Annotated in this window: 10 protein-coding genes and 1 pseudogene; 10 read left to right on the top strand and 1 reads right to left on the bottom strand. The window is 49.9% G+C overall.

Annotated elements, in window-relative coordinates:
- Window positions 1-2 precede the first annotated feature (2 nt).
- From addB to ABTV53_RS19815, 6 genes are all read left to right on the top strand, one after another.
- Entirely contained in the window at window positions 3-3,506 is a 3,504-nt protein-coding gene (gene addB / locus ABTV53_RS19840) for a helicase-exonuclease AddAB subunit AddB (RefSeq protein ID WP_433745566.1), read from the top strand.
- Window positions 3,503-7,873, top strand: coding sequence for a helicase-exonuclease AddAB subunit AddA (addA, locus tag ABTV53_RS19835; protein WP_433745563.1), 4,371 nt, complete (start codon window positions 3,503-3,505; stop codon window positions 7,871-7,873). Before addB ends, addA begins: the two co-directional genes overlap by 4 nt.
- A 75-nt stretch (window positions 7,874-7,948) precedes the next feature.
- The gene (locus ABTV53_RS19830; protein WP_433745561.1) at window positions 7,949-9,133 is read left to right on the top strand and encodes an exonuclease SbcCD subunit D; all 1,185 of its coding nucleotides are present in this window, start codon (window positions 7,949-7,951) and stop codon (window positions 9,131-9,133) included.
- Entirely contained in the window at window positions 9,130-11,109 is a 1,980-nt protein-coding gene (locus ABTV53_RS19825; protein ID WP_433745558.1) for an AAA family ATPase, read from the top strand. Before ABTV53_RS19830 ends, ABTV53_RS19825 begins: the two co-directional genes overlap by 4 nt.
- A gap of 14 nt (window positions 11,110-11,123) precedes the next feature.
- Window positions 11,124-12,554: an SbcC/MukB-like Walker B domain-containing protein gene (locus ABTV53_RS19820; protein ID WP_433745556.1), complete on the top strand. Its 1,431-nt coding sequence runs from the start codon at window positions 11,124-11,126 to the stop codon at window positions 12,552-12,554.
- A 415-nt stretch (window positions 12,555-12,969) separates the two neighbouring features.
- Window positions 12,970-13,275 (top strand): hypothetical protein, encoded by a 306-nt coding sequence (locus ABTV53_RS19815; RefSeq protein ID WP_433754293.1) that lies wholly within the window; start codon window positions 12,970-12,972, stop codon window positions 13,273-13,275.
- A 376-nt stretch (window positions 13,276-13,651) separates the two neighbouring features.
- Here ABTV53_RS19815 and ABTV53_RS19810 read toward each other — a convergent pair.
- Window positions 13,652-14,071 (bottom strand): annotated as a pseudogene (locus ABTV53_RS19810) (pyridoxal-phosphate dependent enzyme); the annotation flags it as partial.
- A gap of 213 nt (window positions 14,072-14,284) precedes the next feature.
- Between ABTV53_RS19810 and ABTV53_RS19805 the strand changes: the two are divergent.
- The 4 genes from ABTV53_RS19805 (at window position 14,285) to ABTV53_RS19790 (ending at window position 17,115) form a co-directional block, all read left to right on the top strand.
- Complete coding sequence (locus tag ABTV53_RS19805) at window positions 14,285-14,644, top strand: histidine triad nucleotide-binding protein (protein WP_433745553.1); 360 nt, start codon at window positions 14,285-14,287, stop codon at window positions 14,642-14,644.
- Between the two features lie 231 nt (window positions 14,645-14,875).
- Window positions 14,876-15,049, top strand: a complete 174-nt coding sequence (rpsU, locus tag ABTV53_RS19800) for a 30S ribosomal protein S21 (RefSeq protein ID WP_005547957.1) — start codon at window positions 14,876-14,878, stop codon at window positions 15,047-15,049.
- Window positions 15,050-15,064: 15 nt separating this feature from the next.
- Window positions 15,065-15,508, top strand: a complete 444-nt coding sequence (locus ABTV53_RS19795; RefSeq protein WP_017687237.1) for a GatB/YqeY domain-containing protein — start codon at window positions 15,065-15,067, stop codon at window positions 15,506-15,508.
- Between the two features lie 284 nt (window positions 15,509-15,792).
- Window positions 15,793-17,115, top strand: coding sequence for an NfeD family protein (locus ABTV53_RS19790; RefSeq protein WP_433754291.1), 1,323 nt, complete (start codon window positions 15,793-15,795; stop codon window positions 17,113-17,115).
- Window positions 17,116-17,234 lie beyond the last annotated feature (119 nt).

The following is a 17,234-nucleotide window of genomic DNA, read 5'->3' as shown; positions in this document are numbered from 1 at the left end:
ACATGTCCGTTCGTTTTGTTATTGGCCGGGCAGGCAGCGGTAAAAGCTCGCTGATTACCCGGGAAATTACATCTTTGCTTCAAAAGGAACCGCAAGGCAAACCTTTAATTTTACTTGTACCCGAACAGAGTTCTTTTCGAACAGAGCAGGCATTGGTGTCTTCTGGAGCAATCAAAGGTACCATGCGTGCAGAAGTGCTCGGCTTTCGACGTCTAGCCTATCGTATAATGCAGGAAGCAGGCGGTTCTGCTCGTATTCCAATCGGAGCCGAAGGCAAAAAGATGCTGCTCTACAAAGTCATCCAGCGCCGTAAGGAAGAATTGAAGCTGTTTGGTGCATCCGGCAGCCAGCTGGGTTTTATAGGTGAATTAAATGACTTATATAGTGAATTTAAACGTTATGAAGTAGATCCATCATTGCTGGAAGAAGGGCTGACTGGAGGGTATACCTCATCCTCTTCACCAATTCTGGAGGACAAGCTGCATGACTTGAATCTGATATATCGTGACTATGAACAGGAACTAACCAATCTATATATTGATGATGAAGACACGTTGACCGAACTGACAGAGCGTTTGTCGGAAAGTACATTGCTGCAGGATGCCCAGATCTGGATTGATGGTTTTCAGGGATTCACACCACAGGAGATGAGTGTGATCGGCCGGCTGATGTTGCAGTCGTCTTCCGTGACGATTGCACTGACCTTGGATCGTCCTTATGATCATGGAGCGCTGCCTGGAGAACTGGAACTGTTCTATCCTACGGCGAGTGCCTATGCGCGTCTCAAAGGGATGGCTGAAGAGCTGGGTGTACCGAGTGATATCACCGTGCTGGATTCAGAGATTCCACCGAGATACAAGGATCGTCCGGGACTTGCTCATCTGGAGGCTGGGTTCGACCGCCGAATCCGGTGGAAAGGTGAGGGTCTTGATTCCGGAATTCGTCTGATTGCAGCGGAGAACCGACGAGCTGAGATGGAGGGAGCACTGCGTGAGATGCGGCGCCTGGCGCAAGACGAAGGTGCACGTTATCGGGATATGGCGGTACTTGTCCGCCAGTTGGATACTTACGCTGATATAGCCGAACCGCTATTCAGGGATTATGGTGTACCTGTCTTTTTGGACCGCAGAAGAAATGAACTGCATCATCCATTATCCGAGTTTATCCGTTCCGCATTGGATATTGTTCGTCGCCACTGGCGTTACGAGGATGTATTTCGGTGTGTCAAAACGGATCTGCTGCTTCCGCGTGATGGTTCCATCACCCGTGAAGATATGGACCAGCTTGAGAATTATGTACTGGCTTGTGGTATTCATGGATATCGCTGGACTGACGGCAAACCGTGGAAATATGTACCCAGCCTGTCGCTTGAAGACAATGGTCAGGATGGACGTAGTCGAGGACGGGACCAAATGCTTTCTTTAATGGAGCGTTGTCGAGCGGTCATTACAGATTCCATGGGTGCGTTTGAGAAACGGATGAAAAAGGCAAAGACAGCCAAAGCCCAATGCGAGGCACTGTACAGATTGCTGGAAGAGGCTGAAGTCCCAGGGAAGTTGGAACATATGTCTGCTGAAGCTAAGGCGCAAGGTGACCCCGAACGATCGAGAGAACATCGGCAGATGTGGGGAGCTGTGCTGGATCTATTGGATCAGATGGTCGATATGATGGGCAATGAACTGCTGGATATCACGCTGTTTGCCGGAATGATTGAGACCGGATTGACGGAACTGAAGCTGGGTCTGGTACCGCCAGCACTGGATCAGGTTTTGGTTGGTTCCATGGACCGTACACGTCTTCAAGACATCAAATACGTATTTATCCTGGGTGCAGTTGATGGTGAATTGCCCGCCGTACCTCAGGATGATGGTGTATTAACGGAACTGGAGAGAGCGTTACTGACGGAACGAGGCGTGGCGCTTGGACCGGGTGCAACGAGGCAAATGCTGGATGAACGTTTTCTGATCTATACGGCACTTACAGCGGCAAGCAGCCAGTTGTGGCTGAGTTACCCGGTTGCTGATGATGAGGGAAAAGCACTGCATCCTTCCGAGATTGTCCGCCATGTACGGAAAATGTTTGGTCTGCAAGAACAGCCATTGCTCGCTCAACCACCGGTTGTGAACTCGGAAGAAGTGCATTGGTCCTATGTCACCCATCCAGGTCAGAGTCTGTCTGCGCTGATTGGACAATTGCGCAAATGGCGACGCGGAGAAGACATCCCTGAAATGTGGTGGGCGGTCTACAATTGGCATGTATCTCGGGAGACAAGCAGACCTCAGCTGGAGCGGTTACTGGGATCGATCTTTTATCGTAATCGGGCATTGCCACTACGGACAGCCACCAGTCGCAGATTGTATGGCACAGAGGTGAGGACGAGTGTTTCGCGAATGGAGCGGTTCGTAGCTTGTCCGTTCTCCCATTTTGCTTCGCACGGGCTGCGTCTCAAAGAACGGCAATTGTACCGCCTTCAGGCTCCTGATATCGGACAACTGTTTCATGCTGCACTGAGCCAGCTGGCTATGCGGTTGCGTGAAGAAAATCGTAGTTGGGGCAGCTTGACCCCAGACCAATGCCGCAAGGAAGCCGAGCAAACGGTGGAGCAGATTGCACCACAGCTGCAAGGGGAGATTTTGCTAAGCACCAAGCGATACGGTTATATTTTCCGCAAATTGAAGGACATTGTTAGCCGGGCATCCGTTATTCTTGGGGAACAGTCCAGACGTGGAAGTTTTGAACCGATTGGGTTGGAGCTTGATTTTGGACCGGATAAAACGCTGCCCCCACTTCGTTTTGAACTGGAGAACGGCTGTGTGATGGAAATTGTGGGTCGGATTGACCGTGTGGATGTGGCAGAAGGAGAGAATGGTCTGCTCCTTCGTGTAATTGACTATAAATCAAGCCAGACGGACCTCAAGCTTCATGAAGTGTATTATGGTCTGTCATTGCAGATGCTCACCTATCTGGAGGTGCTGCTTAGTGCTGCCGAGGAATGGCTTGGGGAAACGGCGATGCCGGGAGGAACGTTGTATTTCCATGTGCATAACCCGCTATTGCAATCTGCAAATGGTATGACATCGGAGCAAGCCGGACAAGAACTGCTGAAACGGTTCAAAATGAAAGGTTTGCTGCTGGCGGACCGGGATGCTATCGCGCAAATGGACAACACCCTGGATAAGGGATATTCAGCCATTATTCCGGTTGCCCTTAAGGCAGATGGCAGCTTTTATAGCAGTGCTGCTGTAGCTACGCCAGAGCAATGGGATACGCTGCTTGCTTCGGTTCGCAGTAATATTCGTGAGATTGGTACCCGGATTACGGATGGGGATGTGGCTATTGAGCCTTATCGCATTCAGCAGGAAGTGGCATGCACGTTTTGTCCTTATAAGTCCGTTTGTCAATTTGATGAGAATATAGAAGGAAATGAATACAATCTGCTTGCCAAACCTGGCAAACAGCAAATCTGGGATATGTTATCTCACACCAAAGGAGGGGAAACATCATGACGAATATGCCCAAACCGGAAGGAAGCTTCTGGAGTGACGACCAGTGGAGTGCGATCTCGGAAAGTGGAGAAGACATTCTGGTTGCCGCTGCGGCGGGATCGGGAAAAACAGCCGTATTGGTTGAACGTATTATTCGCAAGATCGCAGATCCCTCCCAAGGATTCAGTGTGGATCGGTTGCTTGTAGCTACGTTTACCAAAGCGGCTGCCGCCGAGATGAAACAACGGATTCGGGAAGCGCTGGAACGTGCGCTGGAAGAACAGCCTGGAGAAGAACATTTGCGTAAGCAGCTGTCCCTGCTTGGACGGGCATCCATTACAACATTGCATTCATTCTGTATGGAAGTCATTCGCCGGTACTATCAGCAAATTCCGTTGAACCCGGCTTTCCGTATCCTGAATGAAAATGAAGCGGAAATCATGCGGCAGGAACTGCTCGAAGAACTCTTTGAGGAAAAGTATGGCGAAGAAGATGAAGGCAGTACATTCCGCGAATTGGTGGACTGGTTCAGTGGAGAGCGAAACGATGATGCGATGCATCGACTGGTACAACGGTTGTATGATTTCTCCCGCAGTCATTCCTGGCCGGATCATTGGCTCTCAGAGATGGCATCCGCTTTTCAGGTGGAAAGTGTGGAGGAACTGGGACATTCAGCTTGGGTCCAGAGTATTTTGCGTGATGCGGCTCTTGCTCTAAGTGGTGCAGCAGGACTGCTTCGTCAAGGGATTCATATTTCCATGCAGCCTGAAGGCCCGGCACCTTATGCAGATACGTTAAAAGAAGATCTGGTGATGGTGGAAGAGCTGCTGTCTGCGGTCCAGGTTATGCCATGGGAGAGGTTGCCTGAAGTGTTTCAACCCGCTGCATTTGGCAAACTGAAACCCTGCAAAAAGGATCAAACGGATCCGGCTTTACAGGATCAGGTGAAGGAACTTCGTGAGGCTGCGAAAAAAGCAGTTACCGATCTGAAAGGCTCATTGTTTGGAAGAAGTGCGTTTTCGTTCTGGCAGGAGCTGGAGCAGGCGGCACCACTTATGCAGGAGTTGTCGAGGATGGTTAGTACATTTGGTGAACGTTATCGGCAGGCCAAACAGGAACGTGGGCAAGTTGACTTCAGTGATCTGGAGCATTATTGCCTTCACATTTTGCGACATGAGGATTCAACGCCTGAACTGTCGATGCCTTCCGATGCGGCTATGGAATACCGTTCGCGATTCGATGAAGTGTTGCTTGACGAATATCAGGATACCAATACGGTTCAGGAAGATATCGTGAAACTGATCTCCAGGGAAAACCCGGGTAACCGATTCATGGTAGGTGATGTCAAACAGAGTATCTACCGTTTCCGGTTGGCCGAGCCAGGTCTGTTTATGAACAAGTATCGTCAGTATGGAGCGAGCACACGTAATGATGACTTGGTTGGAAATCGTACAGGTCAACGTATTGATCTTGCGCGAAATTTCCGCAGTCGTGCGGAAGTCGTGCATTCGGTCAATATGATATTCCGGCAACTCATGAATGAAGGTGTTGCAGAGATTGCTTACGATGAACGTGCTCAACTGGCATATGGGGCTACGTTCCCGTCAGAAACGCTTGGCGATGAGGCGTATACACCTGAACTCATCCTGATCGATCGTCAGGGCGGTGGGCCTGATCTAACAGAGAATACGGATGAGAACGGAGATGCAGCGGTCTCCGCAGAACTGGAGAGTGCCGAACTTGAAACAGCCCAGTTGGAAGCACGGGCGATCGCAAGGCGTATTCGTGAGATAGTTGGAGATACGGACAAACCTGCCCTCCATGTATATGACAAAGCCCTGCAAACGATGCGCCCGGCACGTTACGGTGACATGGTCATCTTGCTCCGTTCAACCTTGATGTGGGCTCCGCTCATGATTGAGGAATTCAGACAGCAGGGAATTCCTGCTGGCGGAGAACAGAGCAAGGGCTATTTTCAGGCTACGGAAGTGGAAATCATGATGTCTCTGCTTCAGCTTGTTGATAATCCAAGGCAGGATATTCCGCTCGCTTCCGTGCTTCGTTCCCCGATTGTTGGACTGGATGAAGAAGAACTGGCACAGATTCGGCTCGGTGACAAAAGACAGTCTTTCTACGATGCAGTTATAACAGCTGCTGGAGAATGGGGCAATTCCTCCACTAATGCCGTACAACAATCCGGGCAGGAGAATCATCCTGATTCCAATATCGTCCAGCGGCAGTGGCCGGAAGCCTGGTCAGAGATGGAGCAGGGACAGCGGGAGACAGCAGCTTCAGTCGAGGCAGAGATCCTGGATGATGTCTATGAATTCGATGTGCATACAGATGGAATTCAAGATGCTGGTGTTGATGGACATGCAAGCGAGGATATGGGCGTTACGGAGATTTCAGGCTCGGAGTTGCAGCAGAAGTTAATTCGCTTTATGCGTCAATTGGAGCAGTGGAGACTTGAAGCAAGACAAGGCAGTCTAAGTGAACTGATCTGGCGTATGTATCGGGAAACCGGTTATTTAGACTGGGTTGGGGGTCTTCCCGGAGGACTGCAACGTCAAAGTAATCTTAAGGCATTGTACGATCGCGCAAGACAATATGAGGAATCAACTGCGAATCGCGGCTTGTTCCGCTTCCTGACCTATGTTTCCAGACTGCGGGAAAACGGGGGAGACCTCGGGACTGTAGCAAGTAGTTCTGGTGAGCAGGACAACGCCGTACGGATCATGACGATTCACCGGAGTAAAGGTTTGGAGTTTCCAATTGTCTTTGTCGGTGGCATATCCAAGATGTTTAATCAGCAGGATCTGAACGCACCCTTCTTAATGCATAAGGAACTGGGATTTGGTCCGAGGTTTGTGGATCGTGAGAACAGGGTTGCCTATCCTACATTAGCCAATCTGGCGATTCGCCGTCGTGCGCAATTTGAACTGCTTGCTGAAGAGATGCGTGTGCTGTATGTTGCGTTGACCCGTCCCAAAGAGAAAATGATACTGCTGGGTACCGTAAAAGATGTCGCGAAAAAAGCGCTCGCGTGGTCTCAGGTCAAGGACAGCCCTGAATTGGCATTGCCAGATTATCTTCTCGCTGCGGGACGGAGTTACCTGGACTGGATTGGGCCATCCCTGATGAGGCATCCAGATGCGGCCGTGCTGCGTGAACTTGCAGGAAGCAATGATTCGTTCTCGACCTGTCTTGCAGATGATGAATCACGATGGGCGATTTCTATTATTTCCGCCGATCAGGTATCCCGTGATCATGTGTTGGATCAGACACTCGGGGAAGAAGACGGGATGACAGAGGTGCGGAAAGAACGAATTGCTGCACTAAAGGCGGTTCAGCCTGTGGAGCTGATTCCATCCTCAACTGTAGAAGAACTGACGAAGAGTGCACAAGATACGGCTAACCATAACATTCAAGATGCAGGTGCAGTTCCAGAATCCTCTCAAGAAGAGCAGACACGTCTGATTCGCGAGGTTGATCAGCGGCTTTCGTGGACGTACCCCTATGAAGCAGCAACTCAAGTGGCAGCCAGTACATCTGTCACGGATTTGAAAACGTTACTTGCGATGCAGGATATCCAGTCCGTAGAGGTGATGGAGGAACTGGGAGAACAATCCGAGACATTATTGGATCACAACACGTCAGGAATCAATTACACCAAAGATGAATCAGGCCAGGCACTACGCGGCTTATCCGGTGAGTTGAACGAGCATGAGACTGGATCAGGGTCAGATTCAAACGGTATGGTGAACGTTTTGGATGTGGGGGCTGCGAGTACATCTTTCAAATTGCATCTGCGTCGTCCCAAATTTATGGGAGAGAACCAACTGACAGGAGCAGAACGGGGGAACGTGTATCATACGTTGATGCAGCATCTTCCTATAGATGGATCGGCCATTGATTTACAGCTTGTTGAGCAGACCATTCAGCGACTGGTGGAGCTCCAGATTTTGCTGTCCCATCACACGGAGGTGATCGAACCGGAAGAGCTGGTCGGATTTTTTGATACAGAACCAGGGAAAGAGCTGTTGCGTGTAGCGTGGGTGAAAAGGGAGATTCCGTTTGTGTATGGACTTCCGGCACATCAGTCCCCTGCGGAGTGGTTACATGAACGGGCAGCGAACTCAACAATTGAAAATGAAACCGTGCTTGTACAGGGGATTATCGATTGTCTGTATGAGGTTGATGGTGAGCTTGTCCTGCTCGATTACAAGACGGATCGGGTGTTGGAGCATCGTGGTGGTTTGGATGAACTCACCAAAAATTATCGCTTCCAGCTGGATCTGTATGGACGGGCTATCGAAGATATATTAGGTCGGAAAGTGGACCGGAAATGGCTGTACTTTTTTGATGGTGGACATGCAGTGAAATTATAAAAGACTGAAATTTTAAACGAATTGGATCGGAATTTAAAGCCATGGATTTCATATGGGAGAGGGGTGGAACGGACGATGCGTATTTTGCATACAGGGGACTGGCATTTGGGAAAAACGCTGGAAGGACGAAGCCGACTGCGTGAACAGGAAGATTTCGTGGATGAACTCGTCAGACTGGCGGATGAGCAGCAGGCGGATGCCATATTGATGGCCGGGGATGTGTATGATTCGGTGAATCCTCCCGCAGCAGCGGAGCAGCTTTTTTACGAGGCGGCAGCGCGTTTGACAGCAAATGGAAGACCTCTTGTGGTGATTGCAGGAAATCATGATCAGCCGGAGCGTGTAGCTTCTGTCACTCCACTTGTGAACAGGCAGGGCATTACACTCGTAGGTATGCCTACTTCAGAAGCAGTGACCATCCATGCAAAGCGGACCGGAGAGACTGGACAGATTGCCGCATTACCTTATCCTTCTGAAGCCAGATTGAATGAATTGCTGACAATGGATGGGGATGAAAATGTGCTCCGTCAGGCATACAGTCAACGGGTGGGTATGTTAATGCAGCGGCTGGCCGCTTCTTTTCGCCCGGATACCGTGAACTTGGCCATGAGTCATATCTATGTGCTTGGCGGACTTGAGAGTGATTCGGAACGCCCGATTCAGATCGGTGGGGCTTACACGGTGGACCCTTCATCTCTATCGACTGGTGCGCAATACACGGCGCTTGGGCATCTTCATCGTTCACAGGCTGTTAAAGGAGACGGTGTGATTCGATATAGCGGTTCTCCTCTCGCCTACAGCTTCTCGGAAGCAGGACAGAGCAAGTCTGTCACGATGGTTGATCTCGCACCGGGCGGAGCAGCACAGGTAGAAGAAGTTTTGTTGACGTCCGGGCGTCCGCTTGTTCGCTGGAAGGCACGTGGCGGTCTGGCAGAAGTATATCGCTGGCTGGAAGAGGGACGTGATCCGCAGGCTTTTATTGACATGGAAGTATGGCTGGACGAGGCAATGTCCCTGAAGGAGATTCAACAGCTGCGAAAATCACATGAAGGGATCATTCATATTCGTCCGGTGTATCCCGAGATGGCTGCAGCAGGGCTTATGGAGCAACGATCCGAGCTACCGGTCCACGAACTATTCCGCAAATTCTATCAGCGTCAGACGGGTGGTGCACAACCGGAAGACAGCCTGGTGAAGCTTTTCCTGGAACTTGTGGATGAAGACGAGCCGGGTGTGCGTGAGGAGGTCGAGGAAAGATGAAGCCAATTCTATTAAAAGTTGCCGGACTGCAAAGCTATCGGGAGATGCAGGAGATTGATTTTACCGTGCTGACGGAGACGGGGCTATTTGGTATTTTTGGTCCAACGGGTAGCGGTAAATCTTCCTTGCTCGATGCCATCACCCTCGCCATGTACGGAAAAGTGGAACGTGCGGTGAACGGGACGCAAGGCATTATGAATCATGCAGAGGACTCGTTGTCGGTTGCTTTTACATTCGAACTGATGTCGGCGGAAGGCACTCGAAGGTTCCGGGTAGAGCGACGTTTCAAACGAAATAATGAAGTGTCGGTGAGTAACACGATCAGCAAATTCATAGAGACGGTCCATGGCGAAGAGCAGGTACTTGCCGACAAATTGGCAGATGTGAATCGTTGCGTTGAAGATGTGATCGGTTTGAAGATGGATGATTTTACACGGGCAGTTGTGCTTCCTCAAGGGAAGTTTGCCGAGTTTTTGTCACTCAAGGGCAGTGAACGTCGCCAGATGTTGCAACGATTATTCCATCTGGAGAAGTATGGGGACCAGTTGGCTATCAAATTAAGTCGGCGGGTCAAGGATAATGATATGGTTCACCAATCTCTTGCTGCGGAGCAACAGGGACTTGGCAATGCCAGCAAGGAGACGCTGGATGAAACGAAACGTCTTCTTCAATCTGCTGTTCAGCAGTCTGAATTATCCCGCAAAGTGCTGGATGAAGCTACAAAGGAAGCCGAACAGCTTGGTAGAATACGTGAGCTAAGTAATGAACGGCAGGTCCGTATGGATGAACAGCAGAAACTGAAAGCACTGGAGCCACAGGTGGAAGCAGGTGAACAACGGCTGAAACAATCCGTTGCGGCAGATGCCATACTGCCTGCGTTGCAGACGGTTCGAGATGCTATGGCTACGCAGAAGCAGCGGCAGATTGCCGCCGAGACAGCTCATTCGCAAGCACTGGAACACGAACGTCTGGCGGTTCTTGAAGCAGAGAAAGCTGAGACGGCGAGTAAGCAGGTGACTGAGGAAGAACCAAAACTTTTGCTGCGACTGGAACAACTTGAACAAGCGAAAGAGCTGCAACGGGAACGGGACGGGCTTCAAGCCGATTGCTCACGCCTTGCGCAGCTTTTGGAACAGGGGCAAGGTGAACAGACTGCGCTGGGTCAGCAGCTTGAGAAAGAAAAGGAGTTGCAGCAGCGCGGGCGTAAACGGCGTGAGGAACTACAGGAGAGCCTCAAGCCAAATGAGGTGAAGTCAGAGGAACGCAGGCAACTTCAGGCTGCGCTTGAGCTGAAGCATCGTGTGGATACTGCTGCGGAGCAGTTGCAGCAAAACAAAGCTGACATGCAAGCCTATAAGCAGTCGGCAGAACAGGGAGCCGATAAGCTGAAGGCGGCGGCTGAAGAAGAAAGACGCCTGAGTGATCAGCGTCAGCATCTGGTAGAACAGGCGTCAGCAGGTCTTGAGGCCTTGCTTGCCTGTGAGCAGGACCTCAGCCGCGAACAGAGCCTGCTGGCCCTTGCGGAGGAACAGTTGCGTGGCACGATGCGCGAGCAGGAGCTGCACCGGCTGTCCTCCGCCTTGCGCGCCGAGCTGCGCGATGGCGAGCCATGCCCGGTGTGCGGCTCGCCGCATCACCCGCTCCCGGCTGCGCCGCCGGGAGAAGGTCCGCACGCAGGCGATGCGGACCTGGAACTGCTGCGCAGCCTGCACGCGGAGCTGCAGGAGCTGCGCTTTGGGCTGCGCCAGCAGCTGCACGAACGTCGCAGCCTGCTGACGCAGCTTGGCGCTGCGGCCGGCGAAGCTCCTGCCGCAGCCGAGGCCGCGCCTGCGGCAGCGGAGCCCGAGCCCGCCGGGTCGCCCGAGCACGGGCGCTCCCCGGCAGGCTGGGCATCGCGTGCCGCTGCGCTGCGCGAAGCCGCGCAGGCGCTGGCTGCCGCAGCAGCGCCGCTCCAGGCCGAAGCCGCCGCTATTTAGGTTAGCAGGCGGCTGTGGGCGCGCAGCAGCGCCGCATGGAAGCGGCAGCTGCGCAGGAGGCCGGCCTTGCCGGGCTCGCCCAAGCGGAGCGCAAGCTGGCCGAGAGCGAGGCTGCAGCGGCTGCCTGGCAGGGCCGCTGGGCCGCGGAACTGCCAGGCATCGCTCAGGAGGAGGCCAAGGCCCTCTATCAGGCGATGCAGGAGCGCGATGCGCGCGCCGAAGACATCAAGGAACGTCTGAACAAAAGCGTGACGTTCCTTGAGGAAAAAGACCAGACCATCCAATCTCTCCAGCAGAAGCTGGTGGAATTGGACAAACAACTGATCCAGTGGCAGACGCAGTGGCAGGGCAATAGCAAACAGCTGGCTGAGAAGGAGGAACGCCTGCGTCAGTGGGTTGGGGAGCAGCGGGTAGAAGACCTGATTGCTGCGGCTCAGGGTCGTCTGGATGGATTGCGGAAAGCAGCTACGGATTCTGCGCAACGCTTCAAAGAAGCGGACACGCTGAAACAGGAGTCAGCCAAGAAAGATGTCATGGCTCAGCAGGTAGCCGCCTCGGCCGCAGAACATCTGCAACAGGCACAGGAACGCTGGCGGCAATTGCTGGAACAATCCCCGTTTGACTCGGATGATGCTGTTGTATCCGCCGCGATTCCTTCCCAGGAAGCCGAACGTCTGGCAGGGGAAATCCAGCAGCACCGTGAACGTGAGCGTGAACTGGCATCCCAGTTGCGCGAACTGGAACAGAAGCTGGGTGGTGCTGTTGTATCGGAGGAACAGTGGTTAGCCTGCACCGAACGTTTGCAGCAGGTCCGAATTGAGGACGAGGCTGCCCTTCGTGCCAAAGCACGTGCAGAACGTGATCTGGAGGATGTGGAGCAGCGACATGTTCGCTGGACCGAACTGGAGAACAAGCGGGTGGAGGTAAGCCGTCAAGGCGAACTGCTCAGCAAACTGCAATCCGCGTTCAGAGGCAATGCTTTTGTGGAGTATATTGCCGAAGAACAACTGATGCAGGTTAGTCATGCGGCATCTCAGCGTCTGCGTTTCCTGACCAAACAGCGTTATTCACTGGAGGTGGATTCCGGCGGTGGTTTTGTAATCTGTGATGATGCCAACGGGGGAGTCAAACGACCGGTATCAACGTTGTCAGGTGGCGAGACGTTTTTGACTTCGTTGTCACTGGCCTTGGCACTGTCGGCCCAGATTCAGCTGCGAGGTCAGTACCCGCTTCAATTCTTCTTCCTGGATGAAGGGTTTGGTACCCTTGACCCTGAGCTGTTGGATACCGTCATTACGTCTCTGGAAAAATTGCATGACGACCGATTGGCTGTTGGTGTCATCAGTCACGTGCCTGAACTGCGTGCACGTTTGCCGCGCAAACTTGTGGTGATCCCGGCAGGTGAAGCCGGTAACGGCTCACGTGTGGTCTTGGAGACCTTGTAGAGGGAAACGTGTATGATGTATGTTTGTCTGCTGGAGGAGTGCCCTGTTACCGCTTATAAAGCAACTGAATATTGCCCGAATTGATATTGTAAATATATTTCTTTTCTTGCTTTTATAACATAGCGGAGTGAGTTACATCACAGATACAGGTTCATCCAGCTGTTATACTACAGTTAAGCCGACAAACTTTATTTAAGTACCCCGGCGGACATCTGATCAGGACGTTTCCTGAATAGATGTCCGCGCAGCAGCCTTCCAAGGAAGCCGCTCACGGGGTGCTTCTTTTTTTTGTGTTTTCTCGTCAGTAGTGTCAATTCGCCCAGTTCTGAATACCATGAAAAGGTGATCAAGAGCAGAATCAGGGAGGCGTTGGCAAGTGGAAAAAGTGGAAGCGAAGAAATTATGCAAGGAACACATGCACCGTTATGTATGTGTACAGATGAATGACGGTATGCACTATGATGGCATTATGGAAAATGTGGATGACGAAATGATCTACCTGGCTGTTCCCGTTGGACCGGAAGCCATGGTGAATCATGCGAACTGGGCTCCAAATGCAATGCCTGGAGCGAACTATCCGATAGGTCATACTCGCGGATTTTATCCTGGATACGGCTACCCTGCTCCTTATCCGTATTATGGTTATGGCCGTAGACGTTTTAACCGACTGGTGCTCCCGTTATTTGCGCTTACAGCGTTAACCCTTTTACCGTACTATTGAAATTGAAAAAAACAGGCATAACTACAGTGATTCATTCTCATGCTTCTTATGAAAAATTTTGAAAATAACAAGCTGAGGATGGATGTGTTTCATTTAAGATACCGTACATCATGAATAGGGAAGTCTTATCAGATAAATGTGGAGTCTCAGTCTGATGTATAGCGACAGTCCTTGCAATATAACGGGCAACATACCGAACATCCAAAAGGTCATGCCTGTGCAGAAGCGAACTTCTGTAAGGCATGACCTTTTTTTGAACCTGATTAGTGTAAGATCGAAGATGAATGGGTGCCAGCATCGACTTCAAAACGCCCTTAACTTAATGCAGATTTCAGATCCTCAAGTAAATCTTCAACATCGTTGATCCCAACGGAGATCGAATCAAACCATCCGTGGTCCCTTCTGATGTGGGTGTGTTCACGACCAAAGCTCCGAGGGCGTTCATCAATTGCTGCTTCTCGATGCTGAACTTCTGAGGTACCGTGAAAATGACCTTTAAATTCAGGCCTATAGCCGCCATTGCAAGACCAATTCCTGTATTGCCTGGGGTAGCTTCAATCACAGTTCCATTTGGCTTAACATCTCCTCGTGCCAAGGCCTGCTCCAATAAAAACTTTCCGATCCGGTCTTTCACACTCCCTCCAGGATTCATGAATTCCAGTTTGGCGAACAGGCGGATTCCTTCCGGTAATGGATAACGAGTTAATTCAAGCAGAGGTGTACTACCTACAAGTTCCTGTACATGTTGATAAACGGTCAAATTAACCAATCTCCTATTTTTGAATTCATTAACCATACATATTTGTTTAATTGGAAAAAGTGCGTGATAAAACCATATTCGATAAAATGGGTAGTAATATATCCAATGTCGTATAGTGGTCGGCTTGATGATAGATGGACAGTTGACCCTGGATTACCTGGTTATGTGTCTAGAGATTGGACGTAGGTTTTTACTTCTAGTATGATAGAAGGGAATACATACATTGGAATACAAAGGAGGGTATGAACTATGGATTGCTTATTTTGCAAAATTGTAGAGGGCAGCATTCCCTCCAATAAAGTACTGGAGAATGACCATGTTATCGTTTTTCATGACATCCAGCCCGCTGCACCGACACATGTTCTTGTCATTCCGAAGAAACATATTGCTTCCATGAATGAAGTTACTGCAGAAGATCTGCCATTGATCGGCGAGATTCATCTGGCTGCTCAAGAAGCGGCGAAGCGTCTTGGCGTGGAGGAAAAAGGATATCGCTTAATCAACAATTGTGGTAAGGATGGAGAACAAACCGTTCATCATCTGCATTACCATTTGTTGGGTGGTACCAGACTTGGCGCGTTGACAAGTCTGTCCGATTCTCACAAATAAACGAGCTGACGGGTACTAATATTGAGGATTTAGTCATAACATTAAATCCACGAATATGTGACCAAATGCTTATATAATGAATTCATTTCATAATACCTTTGAGTTATAAAATGGATTCAAATAAGTGATCATTACATTGAGGTTGACACCTTTATTACCTTTCGCCTATAATGAAAGATGATGAACCGTGTTATTGCTCTTGGACGGTCTGGTCGGAGGGAGGGAAAACTGGTGTCTGAAACTAAAGTTCGCAAAAACGAGACTATTGATGCTGCACTTCGTCGTTTTAAACGCTCCATCGCTAAAGATGGCGTATTGGCTGAGGTGAAGAAACGTAAGCATTATGAGAAGCCAAGCGTAAAGCGCAAGAAAAAGTCCGAGGCTGCTCGTAAGAGAAAGTTTTAGGAGGATTTTAACTACATGAATCTTAGCGAACGATTGAACGAAGATATGAAGCAAGCGATGAAGAGTAAGGACAAGTTCAGACTCTCCAACATTCGGTTGATTCGTTCGACGATCAAGAATCTTGAAATAGATTTGAAAAGAGATTTGGATGACAACGAAGTGCTTGATATCCTGAGTCGTGAAATCAAACAGCGCAAAGATGCCCTCCAAGAATTTGACAAAGCGGGCCGTGAAGATCTCGCGGCAAATGCAAAAGCGGAAATTGAAGTACTCATCCAGTACCTTCCCACACAGCTTACCGAAGAAGAAATTAAAGTTATTGTACAGCAGACCATCCAGGAAACCGGTGCTTCTTCGAAAGCCGAGATGGGGAAAGTCATGGCTGCCCTTATGCCGAAAGTTAAAGGCAAAGCGGACGGCAAACTGGTAAATCAAGCAGTTCAACAATTTCTGCAATAAAGCAAATCAATAAACACCTCCTGACCTTTCAGGAGGTGTTTTTTCCATTTATCAGAAGGCAGGATATGTCCTTGGGATAACTAAATTTCTTTTTAATGGTTAATATATATTATTATGGTTTTTTATTCTTGCGTTTGATCGAGTTTTCAAATATAATTTTAAGATTTTGAAACGAAATGTTGCATTGCACGTAATAAATACCATAAGCTGGACAGTATAACGTTAATGGAAAAGGGGGGACTATTGTGAAGGGAAAGCGCCGGAAGAAGCTTACGGGGCCATTGATGCTCTTAATGCTGCTGACGCTGTTGCTTCCTGTCTGGATTGGATCACCGTCAGCGCATGCAGCTGAGAAGAGTGGCGCCGTATATATTATTCCGGTTGACAAACCAATCGAGCAGGGACTTGGCAAGTTCATGGAACGCGGGTTCAAGGAAGCGGAAAAGATGAACGCTGGCCTGATCGTTCTTGATATCAATACGCCGGGAGGCCGTGTCGACACTGCGGAAGCATTGGGTACCCTGATTAAGGAAAGTCCGATTGAGACTGTTGCATTTGTTCGTGGAGATGCTGCTTCAGCCGGGAGTTTTCTGGCTCTGAATGCAGATAAGATCGTAATGTCACCAGGCAGTATGATTGGTGCGGCAGCAATGGTGGACAGTACGGGTAAACATGTGGATGATCCAAAGCTTGTTGCATTCTGGAAAAGCAAAATGCAGGGAGCAGCTGAGATTAGTGGTCGTGATGGCAAGATCGCAGCTGGAATGACGGATGTTAACATCGTTGTTGAAATGCCAGAGATCAATAAAACCAAGCAAAAAGGTGAAATTATTGCTCTCTCGGCTGAAGAAGCACTGAAAGTTGGTTATGCCGACCATATCAGTAACACACCTGAAGAAGCGGCAGCTTGGCTTGGTTACAGTCAGGGTGATGTATTTAAGGTAGAACGGACGACAGCAGAGAATATCTCATCCTTTCTTACCAATCCGGTTGTCATGACCGTATTGTTGTTCCTCGGAATCGCGGGTGTAGCCATTGAACTGATCGTTCCTGGGTTCGGAGTGCCTGGTATTGTCGGTATTGTTTGTTTTGTCCTGTACTTTTCAGGAAATTACGTTGCCGGTTTTGCAGGAGCAGAGACGTGGGTATTATTCACTGTCGGACTCATCTTGATGATTCTGGAGATGTTTATACCAAGCATGGGTATTTTGGGTATTCTGGGATCAATTGCGCTTGTAGCAGGTGTTGTAAGGGCTGCTTATGATACGAGTGATGCATTTGTATCTCTGGGTATCGCTTTTGGAGCAGCATTGGTAGTGATTGCGATTATCGCAGTACTGTTTAAAGATCGAGGCATATGGAATCGATTCATATTGAGTGACAGTTTGTCTGCGGAACGTGGCTATTCATCCGCTACCGAACGTAAAGAGTTGATTGGAATGCAAGGCATCAGTCTGACACCGCTTCGCCCTTCTGGCACAGCGATGTTTGAAGGGGAACGAATTGACGTTGTGGCCGATGGAGATTTTATTCCCGTCGATACTCCGATTATTGTGATTAAAGCGGAAGGTACCCGGATTGTGGTTCAGCAAGCTTTGCCGGTGTAACTCGCTCTGTTGTCGAGGTGTTAACACTTCGACAATGTACATAGTCCTTATGCGAAGTTGCTAGCAGAAGGGTACCAATTTTTAACTCAGCAACAGAATCTCAAAATGTCTATTATGAT

Source organism: Paenibacillus amylolyticus, assembly GCF_050990605.1.
GTDB lineage: Bacteria > Bacillota > Bacilli > Paenibacillales > Paenibacillaceae > Paenibacillus > Paenibacillus amylolyticus_H.
Note: the sequence above shows the minus strand (reverse complement) of the source record. Positions and strands in the feature narration are given on the sequence as shown.

What these genes read in the sequence shown, in the direction of transcription:
- addB (WP_433745566.1), top strand. Translation starts at nt 3, where the DNA reads ATGTCCGTTCGTTTTGTTATTGGCCGGGCAGGCAGCGGTAAAAGCTCG.
- addA (WP_433745563.1), top strand. Translation starts at nt 3,503, where the DNA reads ATGACGAATATGCCCAAACCGGAAGGAAGCTTCTGGAGTGACGACCAG.
- ABTV53_RS19830 (WP_433745561.1), top strand. Translation starts at nt 7,949, where the DNA reads ATGCGTATTTTGCATACAGGGGACTGGCATTTGGGAAAAACGCTGGAA.
- ABTV53_RS19825 (WP_433745558.1), top strand. Translation starts at nt 9,130, where the DNA reads ATGAAGCCAATTCTATTAAAAGTTGCCGGACTGCAAAGCTATCGGGAG.
- ABTV53_RS19815 (WP_433754293.1), top strand. Translation starts at nt 12,970, where the DNA reads ATGCACCGTTATGTATGTGTACAGATGAATGACGGTATGCACTATGAT.
- ABTV53_RS19805 (WP_433745553.1), top strand. Translation starts at nt 14,285, where the DNA reads ATGGATTGCTTATTTTGCAAAATTGTAGAGGGCAGCATTCCCTCCAAT.
- ABTV53_RS19795 (WP_017687237.1), top strand. Translation starts at nt 15,065, where the DNA reads ATGAATCTTAGCGAACGATTGAACGAAGATATGAAGCAAGCGATGAAG.
- ABTV53_RS19790 (WP_433754291.1), top strand. Translation starts at nt 15,793, where the DNA reads ATGCTCTTAATGCTGCTGACGCTGTTGCTTCCTGTCTGGATTGGATCA.